Source organism: Micromonospora sonchi (genome assembly GCF_014646235.1).
GTDB classification, from domain to species: domain Bacteria; phylum Actinomycetota; class Actinomycetes; order Mycobacteriales; family Micromonosporaceae; genus Micromonospora; species Micromonospora sonchi.
On sequence record NZ_BMNB01000009.1, the window covers coordinates 47,723 to 66,318 of the forward strand.

At 72.9% G+C, this 18,596-nt stretch carries 18 protein-coding genes; 7 read left to right on the forward strand and 11 right to left on the reverse strand.

Features of this window, described 5'->3' with window-relative positions; all coding sequences use genetic code 11:
* Positions 1–282: 282 nt before the first annotated feature.
* On the reverse strand, positions 283–774 hold the full coding sequence (locus tag IEY61_RS11640; RefSeq protein WP_189043414.1) for a glutathione peroxidase: 492 nt from the start codon (positions 772–774) through the stop codon (positions 283–285).
* A gap of 128 nt (positions 775–902) precedes the next feature.
* Here IEY61_RS11640 and IEY61_RS11645 point away from each other — a divergent pair, with 128 nt between their 5' ends.
* From IEY61_RS11645 to IEY61_RS11660, 4 genes are all read left to right on the forward strand, one after another.
* On the forward strand, positions 903–2,525 hold the full coding sequence (locus IEY61_RS11645; protein ID WP_189043416.1) for a glycosyl hydrolase family 18 protein: 1,623 nt from the start codon (positions 903–905) through the stop codon (positions 2,523–2,525).
* A 126-nt stretch (positions 2,526–2,651) separates the two neighbouring features.
* Positions 2,652–3,125: a hypothetical protein gene (locus tag IEY61_RS11650; protein WP_189043418.1), complete on the forward strand. Its 474-nt coding sequence runs from the start codon at positions 2,652–2,654 to the stop codon at positions 3,123–3,125.
* A 110-nt stretch (positions 3,126–3,235) separates the two neighbouring features.
* Positions 3,236–4,642, forward strand: a complete 1,407-nt coding sequence (locus IEY61_RS11655; RefSeq protein WP_189043420.1) for a class II 3-deoxy-7-phosphoheptulonate synthase — start codon at positions 3,236–3,238, stop codon at positions 4,640–4,642.
* A 16-nt stretch (positions 4,643–4,658) separates the two neighbouring features.
* Entirely contained in the window at positions 4,659–5,681 is a 1,023-nt protein-coding gene (locus IEY61_RS11660) for a threonine aldolase family protein (protein WP_189043701.1), read from the forward strand.
* A 452-nt stretch (positions 5,682–6,133) separates the two neighbouring features.
* Here IEY61_RS11660 and IEY61_RS11670 read toward each other — a convergent pair whose 3' ends face one another.
* Both IEY61_RS11670 and pknB read right to left on the reverse strand, forming a co-directional pair.
* Positions 6,134–7,039: a deoxyribonuclease IV gene (locus tag IEY61_RS11670; protein ID WP_189043422.1), complete on the reverse strand. Its 906-nt coding sequence runs from the start codon at positions 7,037–7,039 to the stop codon at positions 6,134–6,136.
* Positions 7,039–9,033 (reverse strand): Stk1 family PASTA domain-containing Ser/Thr kinase, encoded by a 1,995-nt coding sequence (gene pknB, locus IEY61_RS11675; protein ID WP_189043424.1) that lies wholly within the window; start codon positions 9,031–9,033, stop codon positions 7,039–7,041. The genes IEY61_RS11670 and pknB overlap by 1 nt, the downstream gene beginning before the upstream one ends.
* A 164-nt stretch (positions 9,034–9,197) precedes the next feature.
* On the opposite strand from pknB, the gene IEY61_RS11680 reads away from it, so the two are divergent.
* Positions 9,198–9,581: an Rv2175c family DNA-binding protein gene (locus tag IEY61_RS11680; protein WP_189043426.1), complete on the forward strand. Its 384-nt coding sequence runs from the start codon at positions 9,198–9,200 to the stop codon at positions 9,579–9,581.
* A 184-nt stretch (positions 9,582–9,765) separates the two neighbouring features.
* On the opposite strand, the gene IEY61_RS11685 is transcribed toward IEY61_RS11680, so the two are convergent.
* Both IEY61_RS11685 and IEY61_RS11690 read right to left on the reverse strand, forming a co-directional pair.
* Complete coding sequence (locus IEY61_RS11685) at positions 9,766–10,848, reverse strand: polyprenyl synthetase family protein (protein WP_189043428.1); 1,083 nt, start codon at positions 10,846–10,848, stop codon at positions 9,766–9,768.
* A gap of 9 nt (positions 10,849–10,857) precedes the next feature.
* Positions 10,858–11,256 carry a helix-turn-helix domain-containing protein gene (locus IEY61_RS11690; RefSeq protein ID WP_189043430.1) on the reverse strand — a complete coding sequence of 133 codons (399 nt, stop codon included), beginning with the start codon at positions 11,254–11,256 and terminating at the stop codon, positions 10,858–10,860.
* Positions 11,257–11,469: 213 nt separating this feature from the next.
* Here IEY61_RS11690 and metF point away from each other — a divergent pair, with 213 nt between their 5' ends.
* Together metF and IEY61_RS11700 are read left to right on the forward strand one after the other, a co-directional pair.
* Positions 11,470–12,387: a methylenetetrahydrofolate reductase [NAD(P)H] gene (gene metF / locus IEY61_RS11695; RefSeq protein ID WP_189043433.1), complete on the forward strand. Its 918-nt coding sequence runs from the start codon at positions 11,470–11,472 to the stop codon at positions 12,385–12,387.
* 44 nt (positions 12,388–12,431) lie between these two features.
* Positions 12,432–13,121, forward strand: coding sequence for a CDP-alcohol phosphatidyltransferase family protein (locus IEY61_RS11700; protein WP_189043435.1), 690 nt, complete (start codon positions 12,432–12,434; stop codon positions 13,119–13,121).
* A 118-nt stretch (positions 13,122–13,239) separates the two neighbouring features.
* Here IEY61_RS11700 and IEY61_RS11705 read toward each other — a convergent pair whose 3' ends face one another.
* From IEY61_RS11705 to IEY61_RS11730, 6 genes are read right to left on the reverse strand one after another with little or no spacing between them, the layout of a single operon-like run.
* On the reverse strand, positions 13,240–14,727 hold the full coding sequence (locus IEY61_RS11705) for a phytoene desaturase family protein (RefSeq protein WP_189043437.1): 1,488 nt from the start codon (positions 14,725–14,727) through the stop codon (positions 13,240–13,242).
* 11 nt (positions 14,728–14,738) lie between these two features.
* The gene (locus IEY61_RS11710; protein WP_189043439.1) at positions 14,739–15,866 is read right to left on the reverse strand and encodes a glycosyltransferase family 2 protein; all 1,128 of its coding nucleotides are present in this window, start codon (positions 15,864–15,866) and stop codon (positions 14,739–14,741) included.
* The gene (locus IEY61_RS11715) at positions 15,863–16,777 is read right to left on the reverse strand and encodes a carotenoid biosynthesis protein (protein ID WP_189043441.1); all 915 of its coding nucleotides are present in this window, start codon (positions 16,775–16,777) and stop codon (positions 15,863–15,865) included. Before IEY61_RS11715 ends, IEY61_RS11710 begins: the two co-directional genes overlap by 4 nt.
* Positions 16,774–17,346 carry a GNAT family N-acetyltransferase gene (locus IEY61_RS11720; protein WP_189043443.1) on the reverse strand — a complete coding sequence of 191 codons (573 nt, stop codon included), beginning with the start codon at positions 17,344–17,346 and terminating at the stop codon, positions 16,774–16,776. The genes IEY61_RS11715 and IEY61_RS11720 overlap by 4 nt, the downstream gene beginning before the upstream one ends.
* Entirely contained in the window at positions 17,343–18,086 is a 744-nt protein-coding gene (locus tag IEY61_RS11725) for a monooxygenase (RefSeq protein ID WP_189043445.1), read from the reverse strand. The genes IEY61_RS11720 and IEY61_RS11725 overlap by 4 nt, the downstream gene beginning before the upstream one ends.
* A complete protein-coding gene (locus IEY61_RS11730; protein ID WP_189043447.1) occupies positions 18,083–18,571 on the reverse strand; it encodes a YbaK/EbsC family protein in 489 nt (162 codons plus the stop codon). The genes IEY61_RS11725 and IEY61_RS11730 overlap by 4 nt, the downstream gene beginning before the upstream one ends.
* Positions 18,572–18,596 lie beyond the last annotated feature (25 nt).

Consider the following 18,596-nt stretch of genomic DNA (forward strand, 5'->3'; position numbering starts at 1 on the left):
TCGCGGATGTCGGTCAAACCGCCTGTCCGGGGCCGGGCCGAAAATTCGACCGGCGCGGATATTTCATGGAATCTACATGGTTCCTACATGAAAATGAGACAGGATCTACATGGTGTCTATGCGATTCCGTCGGCGTCCGAATTCCGGCGGCCGGCACCGGGGTCGTGGACCGATTGATCCATGGCCCTGATTCCTCGCGGATCTGACGTTGGTCGATGACCGACAGTATTCATATCGGTGATGACGGATGGGTGGCCTGCTTGCGGCCGACCGAGGTAGGGGTCAAGCGACGGGTAGGTGTTTCTCGATGGTGCTGCGCAGGGCGGCGTCGCCGGGGGTGACGGTGGGGGCGAACCGAGCGGCGACCGTGCCGTCTGGAGCGACCAGGAACTTTTCGAAGTTCCACCGTACGTCGCCGGTGTGGCCCTCGGCGTCGGCGGTGTCCACCAGGGCGGCGTAGAGCGGGTGTCGGCCGGGGCCGTTCACCTCGACCTTCTCCGTGAGTGGAAACGTCACCCCGTAGTTGACCTGGCAGAATTCGCTGATCTCCGCGGCGGTGCCCGGCTCCTGGCCGGCGAACTGGTTGCACGGCACGCCGAGCATCACCAGTCCGCGCTCGGCGTACTCGTCCTGAAGGGCCTGGAGGCCGGCGTACTGCGGGGTGAGCCCGCACCGGGACGCGACGTTGACCACCAGCAGGGCGCGTCCGCGGTAGCGCGCCAGGTCGGCCGGGCCGCCGCCGAGCGCACCGATCGGAAGGTCGAAGACTGTCATGACCCGAGGCTACGTGGTGGTGTGGCTCCTCGCGCCAATCGATACATGTGCATCTTGACGAAGTGGTGGCGTGTGAGTAGCGTCTCCTCATCCTTTTGGAAAGTTTCCTAACTGTTTGGAGGCGCCACATGAAGAGATCGCTCCGCCGGGCCCTCTGGGTCGGCGCCGTGGTCGCGGTGACCGTCGCCACGGTCCCGATGGCCTCGGCGTTCGGCGCCGGAAGCGTGACCACCTCCTTCGCCCGGGTGACGGACTGGGGGACCGGTCACGAAACGAGGGTCACCATCACCAACGGTTCGAACGCCAGCATCAGCACCTGGCGCATCGATTTCGAGCTGCCCTCGGGCACCAGCATCAGCAGCTTCTGGGACGCCGACGTCACCCGCGACGGCAACCGTTACGTGGCGGTCAAGAAGAGCTGGGCCGGTGCGTTGGCCCCGGGTGCCTCCTTCAGCTGGGGCTACAACGGCACCGGTGCGTACCGGGCGCCGCTCAACTGCACCATCAACGGCGTCTCCTGCGGCGGTGGCACGCCGCCGCCGACCACCGCACCGCCGACCACCACCCCGCCCACGACCACCCCGCCGACCACGGCGCCCCCCACCACCGCGCCGCCGCCCACCCCGCCGCCCAGCGGGGACCGCAAGGTCGTCGGCTACTTCGCCCAGTGGGGTGTCTACGGCCGCAACTACCACGTCAGGAACATCCACACCAGCGGCTCGGCGGCCAAGCTGACCCACATCCTGTACGCCTTCGGCAACACCACCGGCGGCCGGTGCACCATCGGTGACAGCTACGCCGACTACGAGAAGGCGTACACCGCGGCGGAGAGCGTCGACGGCGTCGCCGACACCTGGGATCAGCCGCTGCGCGGCAGCTTCAACCAACTGCGCAAGCTCAAGCGGATGTACCCGCACCTCAAGGTGATCTGGTCCTTCGGCGGCTGGACCTGGTCCGGCGGCTTCACCCAGGCCGCGCAGAACCCCACCGCCTTCGCCCAGAGCTGCTACAACCTGGTCGAGGACCCGCGCTGGGCGGACGTCTTCGACGGCATCGACATCGACTGGGAATACCCGAACGCCTGCGGCCTCACCTGCGACGCCAGCGGCCCGAACGCGTTCAAGAACGTGGTCAGCGCGCTGCGGAGCCGGTTCGGCTCGTCGGCGCTGGTCACCGCCGCGATCACCGCGGACGGCAGCAACGGCGGCAAGATCGACGCGACCGACTACGCCGGTGCGGCGGCGAACCTCAACTGGATCATGCCGATGACGTACGACTACTTCGGCGCCTTCAACGCGCAGGGCCCGACGGCCCCGCACTCACCGCTCCACTCGTACACCGGCATCCCGCAGCAGGGCTTCTGGTCGGACGCCGCCATCCAGAAGCTCAAGAGCAAGGGGATCCCGGCCAACAAGCTGCTGCTCGGCATCGGCTTCTACGGCCGGGGCTGGACCGGGGTGACCCAGACCACGCCGGGTGGCACCGCGACCGGGCCCGCTCCGGGCACCTACGAGCAGGGCATCGAGGATTACAAGGTGCTCAAGAACAGCTGCCCGGCCACCGGCACCATCGGCGGCACGGCGTACGCCAAGTGCGGCAGCAACTGGTGGAGCTACGACACCCCGTCGACCATCAACGGCAAGATGACGTACGCGAAGAACCAGGGCCTCGGTGGCGCCTTCTTCTGGGAACTCTCCGGTGACACCAGCAACGGTGAGCTGATCAGCGCCGTCAGGGGCGGCCTCAACTGAGGGTGAAGGCGAGGAAGGGTACCTTTTTGACGCCTGCGGTAGAGCAAAGGCGATAGGAAGGTGCCCTTCCTTGCACCCAGGGGTGGTGTGACAGACTCGGCGCCTCGGACGTCGTGGGAGGTGGCGATGCAGGTGAGATTCGGGCGCTGGGCCGTCCTGCTCACGGCCGTGCCGCTCGCGCTGGGCGGCTGCGGTCTCATCGCGGGGGAAAACGAGGCGGAGGAGCCCGGACGGGCACCGGCCGAGGAGGCCCTGACGAAGTCCCGGGAACGGGCGCAGGCGTACCTCGACGCGATCACGGCCAAGGATGTCGAAGCCGGGCGCAGCCAACTCTGTGCCGTGCTGCACGAGGCGTTCGACGGGGCCGCCACCGGGCCGAACGGCGACTTCGCCGACCATTTCAAGGTCTCGAAGGCCGAGATCGTCGACATCCGCCCCGGCCCGTCCGGGCAGGAGGTCAGCGCCGCGGTGACGGTTGCTGTCGGCAAGCGTACGGCCACTCGGCCGTTGCTGTTCACGGTCACCCAGGACGGGCTCGACTGGTGCATCTCGGACGAACGGCCCGGCGGGCACAGTCCCGCCCCGGCGCCGACGCCCTGACCCGCGCCGACCCCACCCCCACGACCCCGCCACCCGTCGTAGCCGTCCATCTGCCGGAACCTGGCCCCTCGCTGGTCGGCCGGCCCGCCGGTCGCCGTACGCTTTCTGTCATGCGCCATGAGTGGCATCAGTTGAGTCATCCGGCGGTGGGCAGCCCGGTGCTGCAGACCAGCCGCCCGACCGTCGACTCCGCCGAGGACGAGGCCCTCGGCCTGGACCGCTGGCGGGAACTGCCCCGCGCCCAGATCCCACCCTGGCCGGACCAGGCCCAGGTCGCCGAGGTCTGCAAGGTGCTCGACACGGTCCCGTCGGTGGTGGCCCCGTACGAGGTCGACCAGTTGCGCCAGCGCCTCGCGCTGGTCTGCGAGGGCAAGGCATTCCTGTTGCAGGGCGGCGACTGCGCGGAGACCTTCGCCGACAACACCGAGAGCCATCTGCTGGCCAACGCCCGCACGCTGCTGCAGATGGCGATCGTGCTCACCTACGGCGCGTCGCTGCCGGTGGTCAAGGTGGCCCGGGTCGCCGGGCAGTACACCAAACCCCGGTCGCTGCCGACCGACGCCCGGGGGCTGCCGGCCTACCGCGGCGACATGATCAACTCGCTGGAGGCGACGCCGGAGGCGCGGGTCGCCGACCCGCAGCGCATGATCCGGGCGTACGCCAACTCGGCCGCCGCGATGAACATGCTCCGCGCCTACCTCGCCGGCGGCCTGGCCGACCTGCACGCGGTGCACGACTGGAACAAGGGCTTCGTGCGCAACTCGCCGGCCGGCGAGCGGTACGAGGCGATCGCCCGGGAGATCGACCGGGCGCTGGCGTTCATCCGGGCCTGCGGGATGACCGACGACGAGGCCCTGCGTACGGTCACCCTCTACTGCTCCCACGAGGCCCTGGCGCTGGAGTACGACCGGGCGCTGACCCGGGTCTCCGGCAATCGGGCGTACGGGCTGTCCGGGCACTTCCTGTGGATCGGCGAGCGCACTCGGCAGCTCGACGGGGCGCACATCGACTTCATCTCCCGCATCGCCAACCCGATCGGGGTCAAGCTCGGCCCGACCACCACCCCGGACCAGGCGATCGAGCTGTGCGAGAAGCTGAACCCGGACAACATCCCCGGCCGGCTCACGTTGATCAGCCGGATGGGCAACCACAAGGTACGCGACGTGCTGCCGCCGATCGTGGCCAAGGTGACCGCCGCCGGGGCGAAGGTGGTGTGGCAGTGCGACCCGATGCACGGCAACACCCACGAGTCGTCCAACGGCTACAAGACCCGCCACTTCGACCGGATCGTGGACGAGGTGCTGGGCTACTTCGAGGTGCACCGGGGCCTGGAGACCCATCCCGGCGGCCTGCACGTCGAACTGACCGGCGAGGACGTCACCGAGTGCCTGGGCGGCGCGCAGGGCATCGCCGACCTCGACCTGCCGGACCGGTACGAGACCGCCTGCGACCCGCGGCTGAACACGCAGCAGTCGCTGGAACTGGCGTTCCTGGTGGCGGAGATGCTGCGTGGCTGACCCGACGGTGCGAGGCATGCCGATCGACCTGCGTTCGGACACGGTGACCCGGCCCACCGCCGGGATGCGGGAGGCGATGGCCACCGCCGAGGTCGGCGACGACGTCTACGGCGAGGACCCGACGGTCAACGCCCTGGAGAGCGAGGTCGCGGCGCTGTTCGGGCATGAGGCGGCGCTGTTCTGCCCGACCGGGTCGATGGCCAACCAGATCGCCCTCCAGGTGCTGGTGCCGCCCGGCGGCGAACTGCTCTGCGACGCCGACGCGCACGTGGTGACGTACGAGATGGGTGCGGCTGCCGCGTACGGCGGAATCACCTCGCGGACCTGGCCGGCGGTCGGCGCGGACATCGACCCCGACGGGGTGGCCGGCATGATCCGGCCCGACGGCTACTGGGCGGTGCCCACCCGGGCGATCGCGGTGGAGCAGACCCACAACCGCGGCGGTGGCGGGGTGATCCCCCTCGACACGTTGCGTGAGCTGCGTCGGGTCGCGGACGCCGCACAGTCGGCGCTGCACTGTGACGGCGCCCGGATCTGGCACGCCCACGTTGCCGACGGGGTGCCGCTGGCCACCTACGGCGCGCTCTTCGACACGCTCTCGGTCTGTCTCTCCAAGGGGCTCGGCGCGCCGGTCGGTTCGCTGGTCGTCGGCACCGCCGACAAGATCGAGCAAGCCCGGCTGGTGCGCAAGCGGATGGGCGGCGGGATGCGCCAGGCCGGCATCCTGGCCGCCGCGGGACGGTACGCCCTGACCCACCACGTCGACCGGCTCGCCGAGGACCACGCGAAGGCGGCCCGACTGGCCGAGGCGATCACACCGTACGGGGTGCTGGCCGCGCCGGTCCGCACCAACCTGGTCCCGCTGGACCTGACCAAGGCGCCGATGGACGCGCATGCCCTCGCCGCCGCCGCCCGCGCCGAGGGCGTACTCATCTCGGTGCTCGGCCCCCGCACCGCCCGCCTGGTCACCCACCTCGACGTCACCAACGCCGCGATCGACCGCGCCGCCACGATCCTCCCGCGCATCCTCAGAGCCTGACCCCCCACTCCCCACTCCCACTCCACGTCTGACCCCGAGTCCTCGCCGCTGGCCCCGAACCCCGTCGCCCGGCCCTCGAGCCCGCGATCTGATCGGTCCGCCTTGCCCTGATATGTCCTCGCCGCTTCGGTGGATCTTGGACCGGAGTGGCCCCTCTGGGCCGAAAGTGTCCAAGATCGCCTGTGCCCAGCAATAGATCGGAGCAGGTGTTGGTGTCGGTCTTCATGCCGGCGAGGCGTTCGGAGAGGCCGCGATCTTGCACTTTTGGTCGCCGCAAAAGCCCTGGAATGGGGCGTAAGGGTGGCGGAAAGTGCATGATCGCCGCAGCGGGGGCAGCGGGGGCAGCGGGGGCAGCGGGGGCAGCGGGGGCAGCGGGGGCAGCGGGGGCAGCGGGGGCAGCGGGGGCAGCGGGGGCAGCGGGGGCAGCGGGGGCAGCGGGGGCAGCGGGGGGCTTAGGGGGCTGCTAGGCGGCGGAGGGTGGTGATGTCGGCGGCGTGGCCCTCGTGGCGTTCGGTGGGGGTCTCCACCAGGATCGGGACGTTGGCGGTGGCCGGGTGGCGCATCAACTCGGCGAAGGCCGGCTCGCCGATGGCGCCCTTGCCGATGTTCTCGTGCCGGTCACGGGTCGAGCCGCACAGATCCTTCGAGTCGTTGGCGTGCACCAGCCGCAGCCGGTCCGCGCCGACGGTGGCCACCAGGGCGTCCAGCGTCTCGGTCATGCCGCCCTCGGCAGCCAGGTCGTGCCCGGCCGCCCAGGCGTGGCAGGTGTCGAAGCAGACGCCGAGCCACGGGTGCCGATCCACCGCGTCGAGGTAGGGCCCCAGATGCTCCACCCGGCAGGCCAGGGACCGGCCGCCACCGGCGCTCGGCTCGACCAGCAGCATCGGACCACCGGTGGCGGCGGCGGAGTCCAACAGTGGCAGCAGCGACTCGCGTACCTGCCGCATCGCCGCCTCGGCGTGCCCGGCGTCCACCGCGCTGCCGGCGTGGAAGACCACCCCGCGTGCCCCGATCTCGGCCCCGCGGCGCAGCGCGTGGGCCAGGGTCTGCACCGAGCGCTCGACCGTTGCGGCGGTCGGGGAGCCCAGATTGACCAGCAGCGACGCGTGGATGTAGACCGCTACCCCCCGCTCGGCGCAACCGTCGCGGAAGAGCGCGTCCTGGGCCGGGTTCCCGGCCGGCGTCGCCCACCCACGAGAGTTGCCGACGTAGACCTGTGCCACCTCCGAACCGGCGGCGTCGAGGTACGGCAGCGCCGCCTTCGCCAGCCCACCCGACGTGGGCGTGTGCGAGCCGACCGGCCGGTGGCCGGGATTCGTGGCGGGTGCCGGCTGGTGGCCGGGATTCGTGGCGGGCATCAGAAGCATCCGACGGTGATCTGGCTGCTCGGGGGCACCTGAGTGTTCTCGGGCGGGTTCTGGAACCGAGCGACCGCGTTCGGGTTGAACTGGAGCGTCACCTGGAAGCCCTGGCTCTCCAACGCCTGCTTGGCCTGCTGACACGGCAGGTCGACGACCCGGGGCACGGTAACCAGGGGCGGGCCTTCGCTGACCTCCAGCCGGACCTGGGCCCCCTTTTCCACACCGCTGCCGTCGGCCGGACTCTGCCCGAGCACCTCGTCGCGGGGCTTGTCGGACTGCTTGTACGTCGGCTCCACCAGCACCAGGCCGAGTTCAGCGATCCGCGCGCGGGCCTCGTTGATGTTCTTGCCGACCAGGTTCGGCACGGTGATCGGGGCCCGACCCTTACTGAGGATGACGGTGATCTTCTGGCCGGGCGTGACCTCCTTGCCCGCCTCCGGCTTGGTGGCCACCACCACACCCTCGGGCAGGCTGTCGTCGTAGCGGGCGGTGCCCTTGACGACTTTGAGTTCGGCGCTGACCAGATCCGCCTCGGCCAGTTCGAACTCCTTGCCCACCACGTCGGGCATCGGGAAGCGCTCCGGGCCGAGTGACAGGGTCAGGGTGATCGTGCCGCCCTTGACGATCCGGGCGGACGAGGCGGGGTCCTGCGCCAGCACACCGTCACGCGGGATCTGTTCGTCGTAGCGCGGGTCGGCGTAGTGCAGGGTGAAGCCACCCTGAGCCGCCGTCGCCTCCGCCTCGGCCTTGCCCATGCTCACCAACTGCGGCGTGGCGGTGTAGCGGCCCACGCCGTACCACCAGCCGCCAAGGGCGGCCACCACACCGAGCACCACCACGACAGCGGCGACGGCGAGCCGGCCGCTCGAGTCCCCCAGCAGCCGGGTCCGCAACGCCCCCAGCCGGGAACCCCGGTCCTGGCCGGCGTTCAGGTCCAGTGCCGCCCGGCGTCGACCCCGGGTGGGCGCCCCGCTGTCGGGCAGGCGGGCCCACGGCGGTCGTTCGGGCGGACGGACCGCGGCCACCACCATCGTCGGTTCGGACACCACCGGCTCGCTGAGCACGGAGGGCAGCATGGCGGTGTGGCTGTGCGAGCTGGCGAGATCATCCCGGGCCACCTGCACCTCGGCCAAGAGGCTGCCGGCGTCGGTGGGGCGGCCCGCCGGATCCCGCCGGGTGGCCCGGGCGACCAGGTCGTCGAGCGCCCTCGGTAGCCCGGGCACGAGCATCGACGGCGCTGGAACGTCCCGGTCGACGTGCTGCCAGGCGATGTCGATCGGCCGGTCGCCGTCGTACGGCACCCGACCGGTGAGCATCTCGAACAGCACGATGCCGGTCGCGTAGACGTCCGTCCGGGCGTCGGCGCGGCCCTCGGTGACCAACTCCGGGGCGACGTACGCCACCGTGGCCATCAGTTGGTTGCCGCTGTCGTGGTCGGTGCTCGCCTCGACGGCCCGGGCCAGTCCGAAGTCGGTGACCTTGACCACGCTGTCCACGAGGTTGGCCGGGCCGCCGCTGGGCGCCTCGGCGACGAGGACGTTCTCCGGCTTGATGTCGCGGTGCACCAGCCCGCCCCGGTGGGCGGCGGCGATCGCGGCGAGCATCTGCTCGGCGATGGCCAGCGCCTCGTCCGGGTTGAGGCGGCGGCGCTCGGTCAGCACCTCGCGCAGGGTGCGCCCGCGGACGTATTCCATGACCAGGTACGGCAGCCCGGCGTGGGTGCCCTGGTCGTAGACGGCCACCACGTTGGGGTGGGTGAGTCGGGCGATCGTCTTGGCCTCGTCGGTGAACCGGTCGACGAAGCCGCCCGGCCTGGCGCGGCCCGGCGCCCCCTGCGTCGAATGAATGATCTTGATCGCCACGGTGCGTTCGAGCCGCTCGTCGGTGGCGGTGTACACCGTCGCCATGCCGCCGCGGGCCACGCGACCGCGAATGCGGTAGCGCCCGTCGATCAGCGAACCCGGCAACGTGTCGGCGACCTGTGTGTCCATCGGCATGGAGTCTATGTGTCGGGAGGATGAAGGTTGAACCGGATGTTACCGCCGAGCCGGTGCCGATGGGATCACGCTGGCCGCGAGGTGTTCGATCCGGCCTGCTCAGCGTGCTGCCGACAGGCTGTTGACCCCGGGGAGGGGTGACGTGGCAGGGTGGTCGGGTGACCAACTCCCTACCCGCCGAGAGCACCGTGCCCGAGGCCGGCCCCACCGACCTGGCCGACTGGCTGACCTTGCCGGATGTCGCCGAACGGCTCGACCTGTCGATCAGCAAGGTCCACCAGATGATCCGGGACCGGGAGCTGATCGCGGTGCGCCGCGACGGTGTCCGCCGGATCCCGGTCGACCTGGTGGCCAACCGCACCATACGCAAGCACCTGCCCGGCGTGCTCACCCTGCTGGCCGACGCCGGCTACGACGACGAGGCGGCGCTGCGTTGGCTCTACGAGCCCGACGACAGCCTGCCCGGCCGTACCCCTGCCGCCGCCCTCGCCAGCGATCAGGCCCGCGAGATCAAGCGCCGCGCCCAGGCCCTCGGCTTCTGACCCACCCCTCGCCCCGCACCCTTCGGCGCCCTCGGCCCTCGGCCCTCGCCTCCGCGATCTTGCACTTTCCGTCGGGAGATTTCGGGGCAGAATGCGCAAAAGGCCGACCGAAAGTGCAAGATCGGCGCGGCGACCGCGGCGACCGCGGCGACCGCGGCGGCGTGGCGGTGCGGGGCGAGGGGTGTCAGTCGGCGCGGCGGGTGGCGGCGATGGCCAGGTCGACCAAGGCCTGGCGGGCCTCGGTGTCCAGGTCGACCGTGGTCAGCGCGGCGAGCGCGGCATCGGTCAGCGTGACGATGCGCTGTTCGGTGCGGGCCAGTGCGCCGCTGCTGGCGATCAACTCCCGCAGTCGGTTCACCCCGGCCGGGTCCAGGTCCGCGTCACCCAGACCGGCGCGCAGCAGCGCCCGGCCGGCCGCGTCGGTCGCCTCCATCGCCGCCGCCACCAGGTAGGTCCGCTTGCCCTCGCGCAGGTCGTCGCCGGCCGGCTTGCCCGTCTGTGCCGGGTCGCCGAAGACGCCCAGCACATCGTCGCGCAACTGGAACGCCTCACCCAGTGGCAAGCCGTACGCCGAGTAGGCGAGGCGTACGTCGGTGGGGGCGTCGGCCAGCGCCGCGCCGAGCAGCAGCGGTCGCTCGACGGTGTACTTTGCCGACTTGTACCGGGCGACCTTCCCCGCCCGCTCCAGCGAGGTGTCCCCGGTGGCCTGGGTCAGCACGTCGAGGTACTGCCCGACGGTGACCTCGGCCCGCATCTCGTCGAAGTCCGGCCGGGCGCGGGCCACCGCCCGGGGATCGAGCCCGGCCGAGTGCAGCAGTTCGTCGGACCAGACCAGGCAGAGGTCGCCCAGCAGGATCGCCGCCGCGTCGCCGAAGCCGTCCGGGTCGCCGCCCCAACCGGCCGTCCGGTGCCGGGCGGCGAACCGACGATGCACCGCCGGCTCGCCCCGGCGGGTGTCCGAACGATCCATCAGGTCGTCGTGGATCAGCGCGCTGGCCTGGACGAACTCCAGCGCAGCGAGGGCGGTCACCACCGGATCGCTGTCCGCCCCGCCCGCGCCCCGGTAGCCCCAGTAGGCGAAGGCCGGACGCAACCGCTTACCGCCGCCGAGCACGAACGCCTCGATCGTCTCGGCGACCGGCACCAGCGCCTCGTCGACGTTGGTCATCCAGGCTCGGCGACCGGCGAGGAAATCGGAGAGGGCCTGGTCGACCCGTTGTCGCAAACTGGCACGGTCGACGGGGGAGACAGGAGCAGCGTGGGTCACGCCCCGACGCTAACGGTTCCGGTCCCGACGCGCCGAGCCCCCCGTGTCCCGGCGTGCCGTGGCGCACCTGCTCACGGCCCGCGTCGCCGGTCGGGTCGGTGGGTGCCTCGGGGCCCGGGGGCGTCGCGCCCGGCGGTCGCGGCCGCCCTCGGTGGCGTCCGGCAGCAGGTCGGCCGGCAGCGCGAGGACCTGCGCCAACCAGGAGCGCCAGAAGGGCCCGGGCACGCGTCGCTGGCGCTCCCACCGGGAGATTTCATGCCGGCTCAGCGTGGGTACGCCGGCGGCGGCGCAGAGTTCGGCGGCGAGTCGGGACTGGCTCCAGCCCCGGGCCAGCCGGAACCGACTCAACAGTGCCCCGAAGGGCTCCTCCCCGAGCAGCGGCGGCGAATCGGGCGGTGACGACGGCATCACTCCTCCAAGGGGTCGGCGTGGTGGTGGCCCGCCGCCGGACACGGCTGTCGCGCCACCTGTCGAAACACTGACCCCCGCGCGGCCCCCACCACACCCGCGCAGCCCGAAAGCTATCCCGCCCGTACGACACTCCTCCGCGGCACCACCACCGCCACCCCGCCGACGTGGGAAGCTGGTGAGATGGCGGGTGTCACCCGTTAGAGTCGGAGCGTGGCTCTCGGTCTTCCCTCGGTCCTCCCAAAACCGCACCCGTCGATCGGGGAGCTGGTCCGCGACTGCCAGCCGACCTTCTCCTTCGAGTTCATGCCTCCCAAGACGGAGCAGGGGGAGCGGCAGCTCTGGCAGGCCATCCGCGAGTTGGAGTCGCTGCGCCCGTCGTTCGTCTCGATCACGTACGGTGCCGGCGGGTCGACCCGGGACACCACGGTGGCGGTCACCGAACGGGTCGCCAACGAGACGACCCTGCTGCCGATGGCGCACCTGACCGCGGTCAACCACTCCGTCGCCGAGCTGCGACACGTGATCGGGCGGCTGGCCGCGGCTGGGGTGCGCAACGTGCTCGCGGTGCGGGGTGATCCGCCCGGTGACCCGACCGGCGAATGGGTGCCGCACCCCGAGGGCGTCCACTACGCGGAGGACCTGGTCCGCCTGGTCCGCCGCTCCGGCGACTTCAGCGTCGGCGTGGCCGCCTTCCCGTACCGGCATCCCCGCTCGCCGGACGTCGCCACCGACACCGAGTACTTCGTCCGCAAGTGTCGGGCCGGCGCGGAGTTCGCGATCACCCAGATGTTCTTCGACGCCGACGAGTACCTCCGCCTGCGCGACCGGGTGGCCGCCGCCGGCTGCGACACCCCGGTCCTGGCCGGGGTGATGCCGGTGACCCGGATCGGCACGATCGAGCGGTCGGTGCAACTGTCCGGGGCGCCCTTCCCGGCGGCGCTGGCCGCGCGGTTCGAGCGGGTGGCCGACGATCCGGAGGCGGTCCGCCGGCTCGGCGTCGAGCAGGCCAGCGAGATGTGCCAGCGGCTGCTCGACGAGGGGGTCCCGGGCATCCACTTCATCACCTTCAACCGGTCCACCGCGACCCGCGAGATCTGGCAGAACCTCCGGGTCGGCGCCGCGACCTGACACCCGGGGGCGCGACACCTCAGCACCGCCGAGCCGGTTGAAACGTGGTGGGCAGACAGCTGAACTGGAACGAGTACGCCACGGCGTGGGCCCGGCTGCACGGCGGGTTCGATCCCCGGGCCGCCACACCGGTGGTACGCGGCTGGCTGCGTTTCTCCTATCACCTCGGCTTCCTGTTGGGGCGGCTGCGGGTCGGCCCGACCGCGGTGACGGTGGTCGGCGTGCTGCTCTGCGTCTGCGTACCGCTGCTCGCGGTCCGGCCGGGCGACGGGCCGTTCCTGGGCGCGTTGCTCGTGCTGCTCGCCTCGGTGGCCGACAGCGTCGACGGGGCGGTGGCGGTGGTCACCGGGCGGACGACCCGGCTCGGCTACGTCTACGACTCGCTGGCCGACCGGCTCGGCGAGGCCGCGTGGCTGGTGGCGTTCTGGCTGGTCGGTGCGCCGGGCGTGCTGGTCGTCGCGGGCGGCGCGCTGTCCTGGCTGCACGAGTACGTCCGGGCCCGCGCGGTCGCCGCCGGCATGCGGGAGATCGGCGCGGTGACCGTGGGGGAGCGGCCCACCCGGGTCTGCGTGGCCGTGGCCGGGCTGCTGCTGGCCGGTCTGACCGGGCTGATCGAGCCGGATCTGGCCGCCGGCACCATCACCATGGCCACCGCGGTCTGGGTGCTGCTGGCCGCCTTCGGGCTCGGGCAGTTGCTCTCCGCCGTCCGCCGGGCACTGATCGACGCGCGCTGACGATCTCCGGGTGGGCTGAGCTGAGCTCGGCGTGCGGGCCGGGTGTTAATAGGGGGCCCTTCCTCTACACCAGGCGTTAATAGGGGGCCCTTCCTTACACCCACACCCACACCCACACCTACCAGGCGGGGCCGATCTCGTGGGCGACGATCTGGGCGGAGAGGGTGACCATCGGCAGGCCGCCGCCCGGGTGGCTGGAGCCGCCGACCAGCCAGAGGCCGTGGGCCGGGCCCCGGTTGGCCGGACGGAGCAGACCGCCGGCCGTGCCGTAGATGGTCCCGCCCGGTGCGCCGGCCGAGTCGGCCAGATCGGCCGGGGTGCGGATGTCGCGGAAGAGCAGCCGATCGCGCACGTCCACGCCGCGCTCGGCCAGCACGTCGAGGATCCGGTCGGCGTACGCCTGCGCCAGCCCCGGCCGGCGCCAGTCGACCGCCCCGGAGGCGGTGCCGTGGCGGGCGGCGTTGACCAGCACGAACCACGCCTCGTGGCCGGTCGGGCGGACCACCGGGTCGTCGGCCACGGTGACGAAGACGGTCGGGTCGGCGGCCGGTCGGGCCCGTACCCCCCGGCCCGGGGCACCGAAGACCGCGTCGAACTCGGCATCGTGGTCGCGCGGGAAGAAGACGTTGTGGTGGGCCAGCCTGCTCTCGCCGCGTACGCCGAGCAGCAGCACGAAGCCGGCCAGGCTGCGGTCGGTGAGCCCGGCCAGCCGGCGCGGGTCGGGCAGCAGGTCGCGGTAGACGGTGAGCGCGTCGACGTTGGCCACCACCACGTCGGCGGGGATCGGGGCGTGCTGCCCGGCGACGCGTACCCCGTGCACCCGGCCACCCACCGCGTCGATCCGGGTGACCGTGGCGCCGGTGCGCACCACCACCCCCAGGTCCAGGCAGCGCGACAGCAGCGCGTCGGCGAGGGTGCCCAGCCCGCCGCGCAGGTACCAGCCGCCGAAGGTCAGCTCGGCGTAGGGGACCGCGACCAGCGCGGCCGGCGCGCGACGTGGGTCGGCGCCGGTGTAGGTGGCGTACCGGTCCAGCAGCATCCGCAGCCGTGGGTCGGCCAGGTGGGCCCGGCCCAGCCCGCGCAGGCTCTGCCCGGGCCGGATCGCGGCCAGGTCGCCCAGCCGCCAGGCCAGCCGGGCCAGGTTCCGGGGCGAGTCGACCCGGCGGCGCAGGATGTCGTGCTCGCTGGCCCGCCACACCCGCGCGGCGCGCCGCCACAGCCGCTGCCAGTCGGCGGCGGCCCGGTCGCCGAGGGCCGCGCCGACGCGGGCGGTGAACTCGTCCGGGTCGGCGCAGGAGTCGAGCACCGGCCCGCCGCCCGGGAAGACGTGCCGCACGATCGGGTCCAGCGGCTCCAGGCCGAGGTACTCGTCCAGCTTCGCCCCGGTCGCCTCGAACAGCTCGTGGAACACCTCGGGCAGGGTGAGCAGGCTGGGCCCGGTGTCGAAGTGGAACGAGCCCTCGGGCGTGTCGCGGGTGTGCCGGCCGAGCTTGCCGCCGACCGCCTCGGCCCGCTCCAGCACGGTCACCTCGTGCCCGGTGACGGCCAACCGGGCGGCGGTGGCCAGCCCACCCACCCCGGCGCCGACGACCACGATCCGCGCCATGCCGCGTCCTCCTAGACGACCGGGCGACCGCGCCAGGACAGGCGTCGCCGCTTGCGCAGATGGTACGACCGCAGGGTCAGCCAACCGAGGACCGCGACCGACACGGGGTGGCCCAGCGCGTCGGGCCAGGCCAGCCCGCCGGTGGCCCGGGCGCTGATCACCCGCCCGGCCACCCCCGTCAGGTACGCCAGGAAGGCGACCCCGGCCACCGCCGGCGCGCCGGCCAGCAGCGCGGTCACGGCGACCAGCGGCGGCGCGGTGTAGAGCAGGAGCAGCAGGGCCACCACCAGCGCGGCGTTGCCCGGGTGCCCGAACGAGGCCCAGAGCGACTTGGTGTATCCGTCGCGCAACTGCGCCCAGTTCTCGTACATCCGGCAGGAGGCCAGCCGGGAACCGTCCGCGAGGGCGATCCGGCCGCCGGCCCGCTTCACCGCCCGGGCCAGCTCGATGTCCTCCAGCACCCGGTCGGCGACCGCCGCGTGCCCGCCGGCCCGCAGGTAGCCGGCCCGGTCCACGACCAGGAACTGCCCGCCGGCCGCGGCCAGCGACGGCCGCGGTGAGCGTTCCATCGCCCGCAGCGGCAGGAAGGTCAGCCACAACCACTGCAACAGCGGCTGGACCAGCCGGTCCGCCGCCGTCCGCACCACGATCCGGGGGTACGGCGACAGCAGCGTCGCCCCGGCGGCGCGCAGCTCGGTGACCGCCGCCGCGACGGCGTACGGGGCGAGCACCACGTCGGCGTCCACGAAGACCAGCGCGCCGGCCGAGGCCTCGGCGCGACTGGCCAGCTGCCAGCAGGCGTGCGGCTTGCCCAGCCAGCCCGGCGGCGGGGCGACGCCGGTGAGCAGGGTGACCCGGGGATCGCCAGCGGCCACCGCGCGGACCACCTCGGCGGTGCCGTCGGTCGAACCGTCGTCGAGCACCACGATCCGCAGTTCGGGCACGCCGCGCTGGGCGAGCAGGGCCCGCAGGCACGGGGTGACCCGGGCGGCCTCGTCGCGCAGCGGCAGCAGCACCGCCACCGTCTCGGTGACCTCGGCCGTCCCCTCCGGCGGGCGGCGCAGCCACCGGCCGGCGTTGACCACGGTGTGCCCGGTCAGCACGGCGACGCCGCACAGCAGGACGAGCGCCGCGGTCATGCCGCGACGTCGACCCGGGGCCGGGGCGACCCGTCCCGGCGCGGGGTCCGGCGGGCCCGCCGCAGCGTGACCGCCAGCGGCACGGCGACCACCGCCATGCCGGCCGCGCCCCACAGCGCGGAGGCGGGCAGGTCGAGGAAGACCGCGTGGGCCAGCACGCTGGAGCCGTACGTCCACAGGTAGAGCGCGTACATCGGGTGGTCCCGGGCGTCGGTGGTGGCCACGGCGGGCCCGGCGAGCGGACGCAGCGCGGCCATCACCAGCACCGCGAACAGCAGCCAGCCCAGGTAGTTGCTGACCGGGATGCCGGGCAGGCCGGGCAGCGCCGGATCGGCATTCCGCCACACCCAGTGGCCCTCGGCCACCATCTGCGGGTCGAGGAAGAGGTCCCAGGTGGCCAGCCCGAGCGTCGCCAGCCCGATCCGTGCCGGCCACCGCCACCACTGCCGGTGCGGGCGGCCGGTGGCCGGTGCGCGTGTCGTGTTGGTCGAGCCGGTCGAGCCGGTGTCGACGAGCGAGTCGGTCGAGCCGGTGTCGACGAGTCGGGTCGCCACCAGCCAGGCGGGCCAGGCCATCCAGGTCCAGGCCAGCGGGATGATCAGCGGCACCCCGGCCAGCTTCGGGCCGAGCTGGCCGGAGTAGTCGTAGCTGCCGAACGGGAAGCCGGTGGCCACCCCCAGCGCCTCGATGGCGAACCCGCCACCGGTGGCCACCGCGACCAGCGCCACCGCCGTACGCGCACCCCGGGTCAGCAGCGCGTGACCGACCGAGAGCAGGTAGCCGAGCACGACCGTGGCCACGGTCAGCCGGGCCCGGGTCGCCCCCTCGGTCAGCGGATAGCAGATCTGGGCCAGCACCAGCAGCACCAGCAGCGCCCAGGCGCAGCCGCGGGCCGGTGGACGTCCGTTCATGACCGGGCGGGCTGGGGTGCCGGCTCCGGCGCGGGCAGGGGCAGGTCCCGGCCGAGCACCCCGAACGGGCGTTCGTCGCCGGGAAAGCGGAAGTCGCGCAGGATGTCGACGAAGCCGAAGCGGCGGTACAGCCGCCAGGCGCGCGAGGTGCCCTCGTCGGCCTCCGGGGTGGACAGCAGGGTGGTCGTTCCCTCGGCCATGGTGAGCAGGGCGCGCAGCTGCCTTGCGCCCAGGCCGTGCCCCTGCGCCGGTGGCCGTACGTGCAGCTCGACCACCTCGAAGCAGTCGGTCAGCCAGCGTTGCCGGGTGGCCGGGTCGAGCGCCCGCCAGACCTGGTCGTGCCACCACTGGCCGGGCCCGCCGACGTAGCCGTAGCCGAAGCCGGCCAGGTGCCCCGCGCTGGTCAGGCTGGCGACGGCGCGGAACCCGGGCCGCCGGACGTGGGTGGCGATGTAGCCGCGCCGAGCCCCCAGCAGGTCGGCGCGGTAGCCCATGGCTTCGCCGTAGACGGCCACCACGTCGTCCAGCCGCCGCAGGAGATCGTCCGGGGTCCAGCGCACCAGTCTCATGCCGCCCGCCCATCCTTCGCCGGGTCGCCGTCGGCCACCCATCCCAGTACCGTCCGGTCACCGACCACGTCACGCACCTCGAACCGGGCGAAGAGTTCCTCCGCGTACCACCGCTCGGTGTCCGTCCGGATGATCGCGGCTCGGTGCTCCGGGTGACGGTACGCGAACGCCACCAGATCCGCCGGATCACGCCACACACTCACCGTGCCCTGCCAGCCCAGCGGTGCCTCACCGACGCCGAAGCGGGCCAGCAGGCCGGGCGCGGCGTGCAGGGCGGCGGCGACCGGCGGGACCGCCCGCCAGAAGGTGAGCGCCCGCGCCGGACGCAGCCGGGCCCGCGTCAGGGCCAGCACCGGCCCGGTCACCCGGCTCCCCGTCGGCTCGCCGAACGGTCGCCGGCCGGACCATTCGCCCCGGCTGCTCAGTGGCCGCAGGTCGAGCCGGACGTCCGCCCGGGCGATGCCGGACCAGGCCCGACCCACCGGCGAGCCGGCGAACCGGGCCGCCGCGGCGGGAGACTCCCACACCGTCAGCGCCGCCCAGCGGGTCGGGTCGACGTCGCCCGGCCCGAAGCCGGTGCCGGTCCCGGTGCCGAGCAGCTTGCCGAACCGTACGCCGGGCAGGGCGCGCAACCGGCGCGGGTCGCGTGCCATCCGGACCAGCGCCCGGGGCAGAGCGGTCCGGGCGACCCGCCACACGTGCAGGGTGACCAGCTCCGGGACGGTCGCGGGCTCGTTCACGCCACGTCGGTCGGCGTTCCGCCGGTGAACCGCAGCAGTTCGGCGTACGTGGTGGGGAAGACCGCCCGGGGCACGCCACCGGCGGCCCAGATCTCGTCGTACTTCTCCAGGGCGGTGTCCACCAGCGTGCGCAGGGGGTGCGGGTGGCCCACCGGGGCGACCCCGCCGATCACCTGCCCGGTGTGCTCCTTGACGAACTGCGGGGTGGCCCGGCGCAGCCGGGCGACCCCGATCCGGGTGGCCAGGGCGACGGTGTCCACCCGGTGCGCGCCGGAGGTGAGCACCAGCACCGGCACCCCGTCGGCGTCGAAGACGAGCGAGTTGGCGATGGCACCCACGTCGACGCCGAGCGCCTCGGCGGCGGCCGCGGCGGTGTGCACCGCGTCGGGTAGCAGGCGGACCGTGGTGGGGGCGCCGACGCCGTCCCGGGCGTCCGCGCTCTCGAGCGCGTCCTGCACCGCCCGTACGTTCGGGTGTGACTGCATCCCGCCATTCTTCCCGGTACGCGGA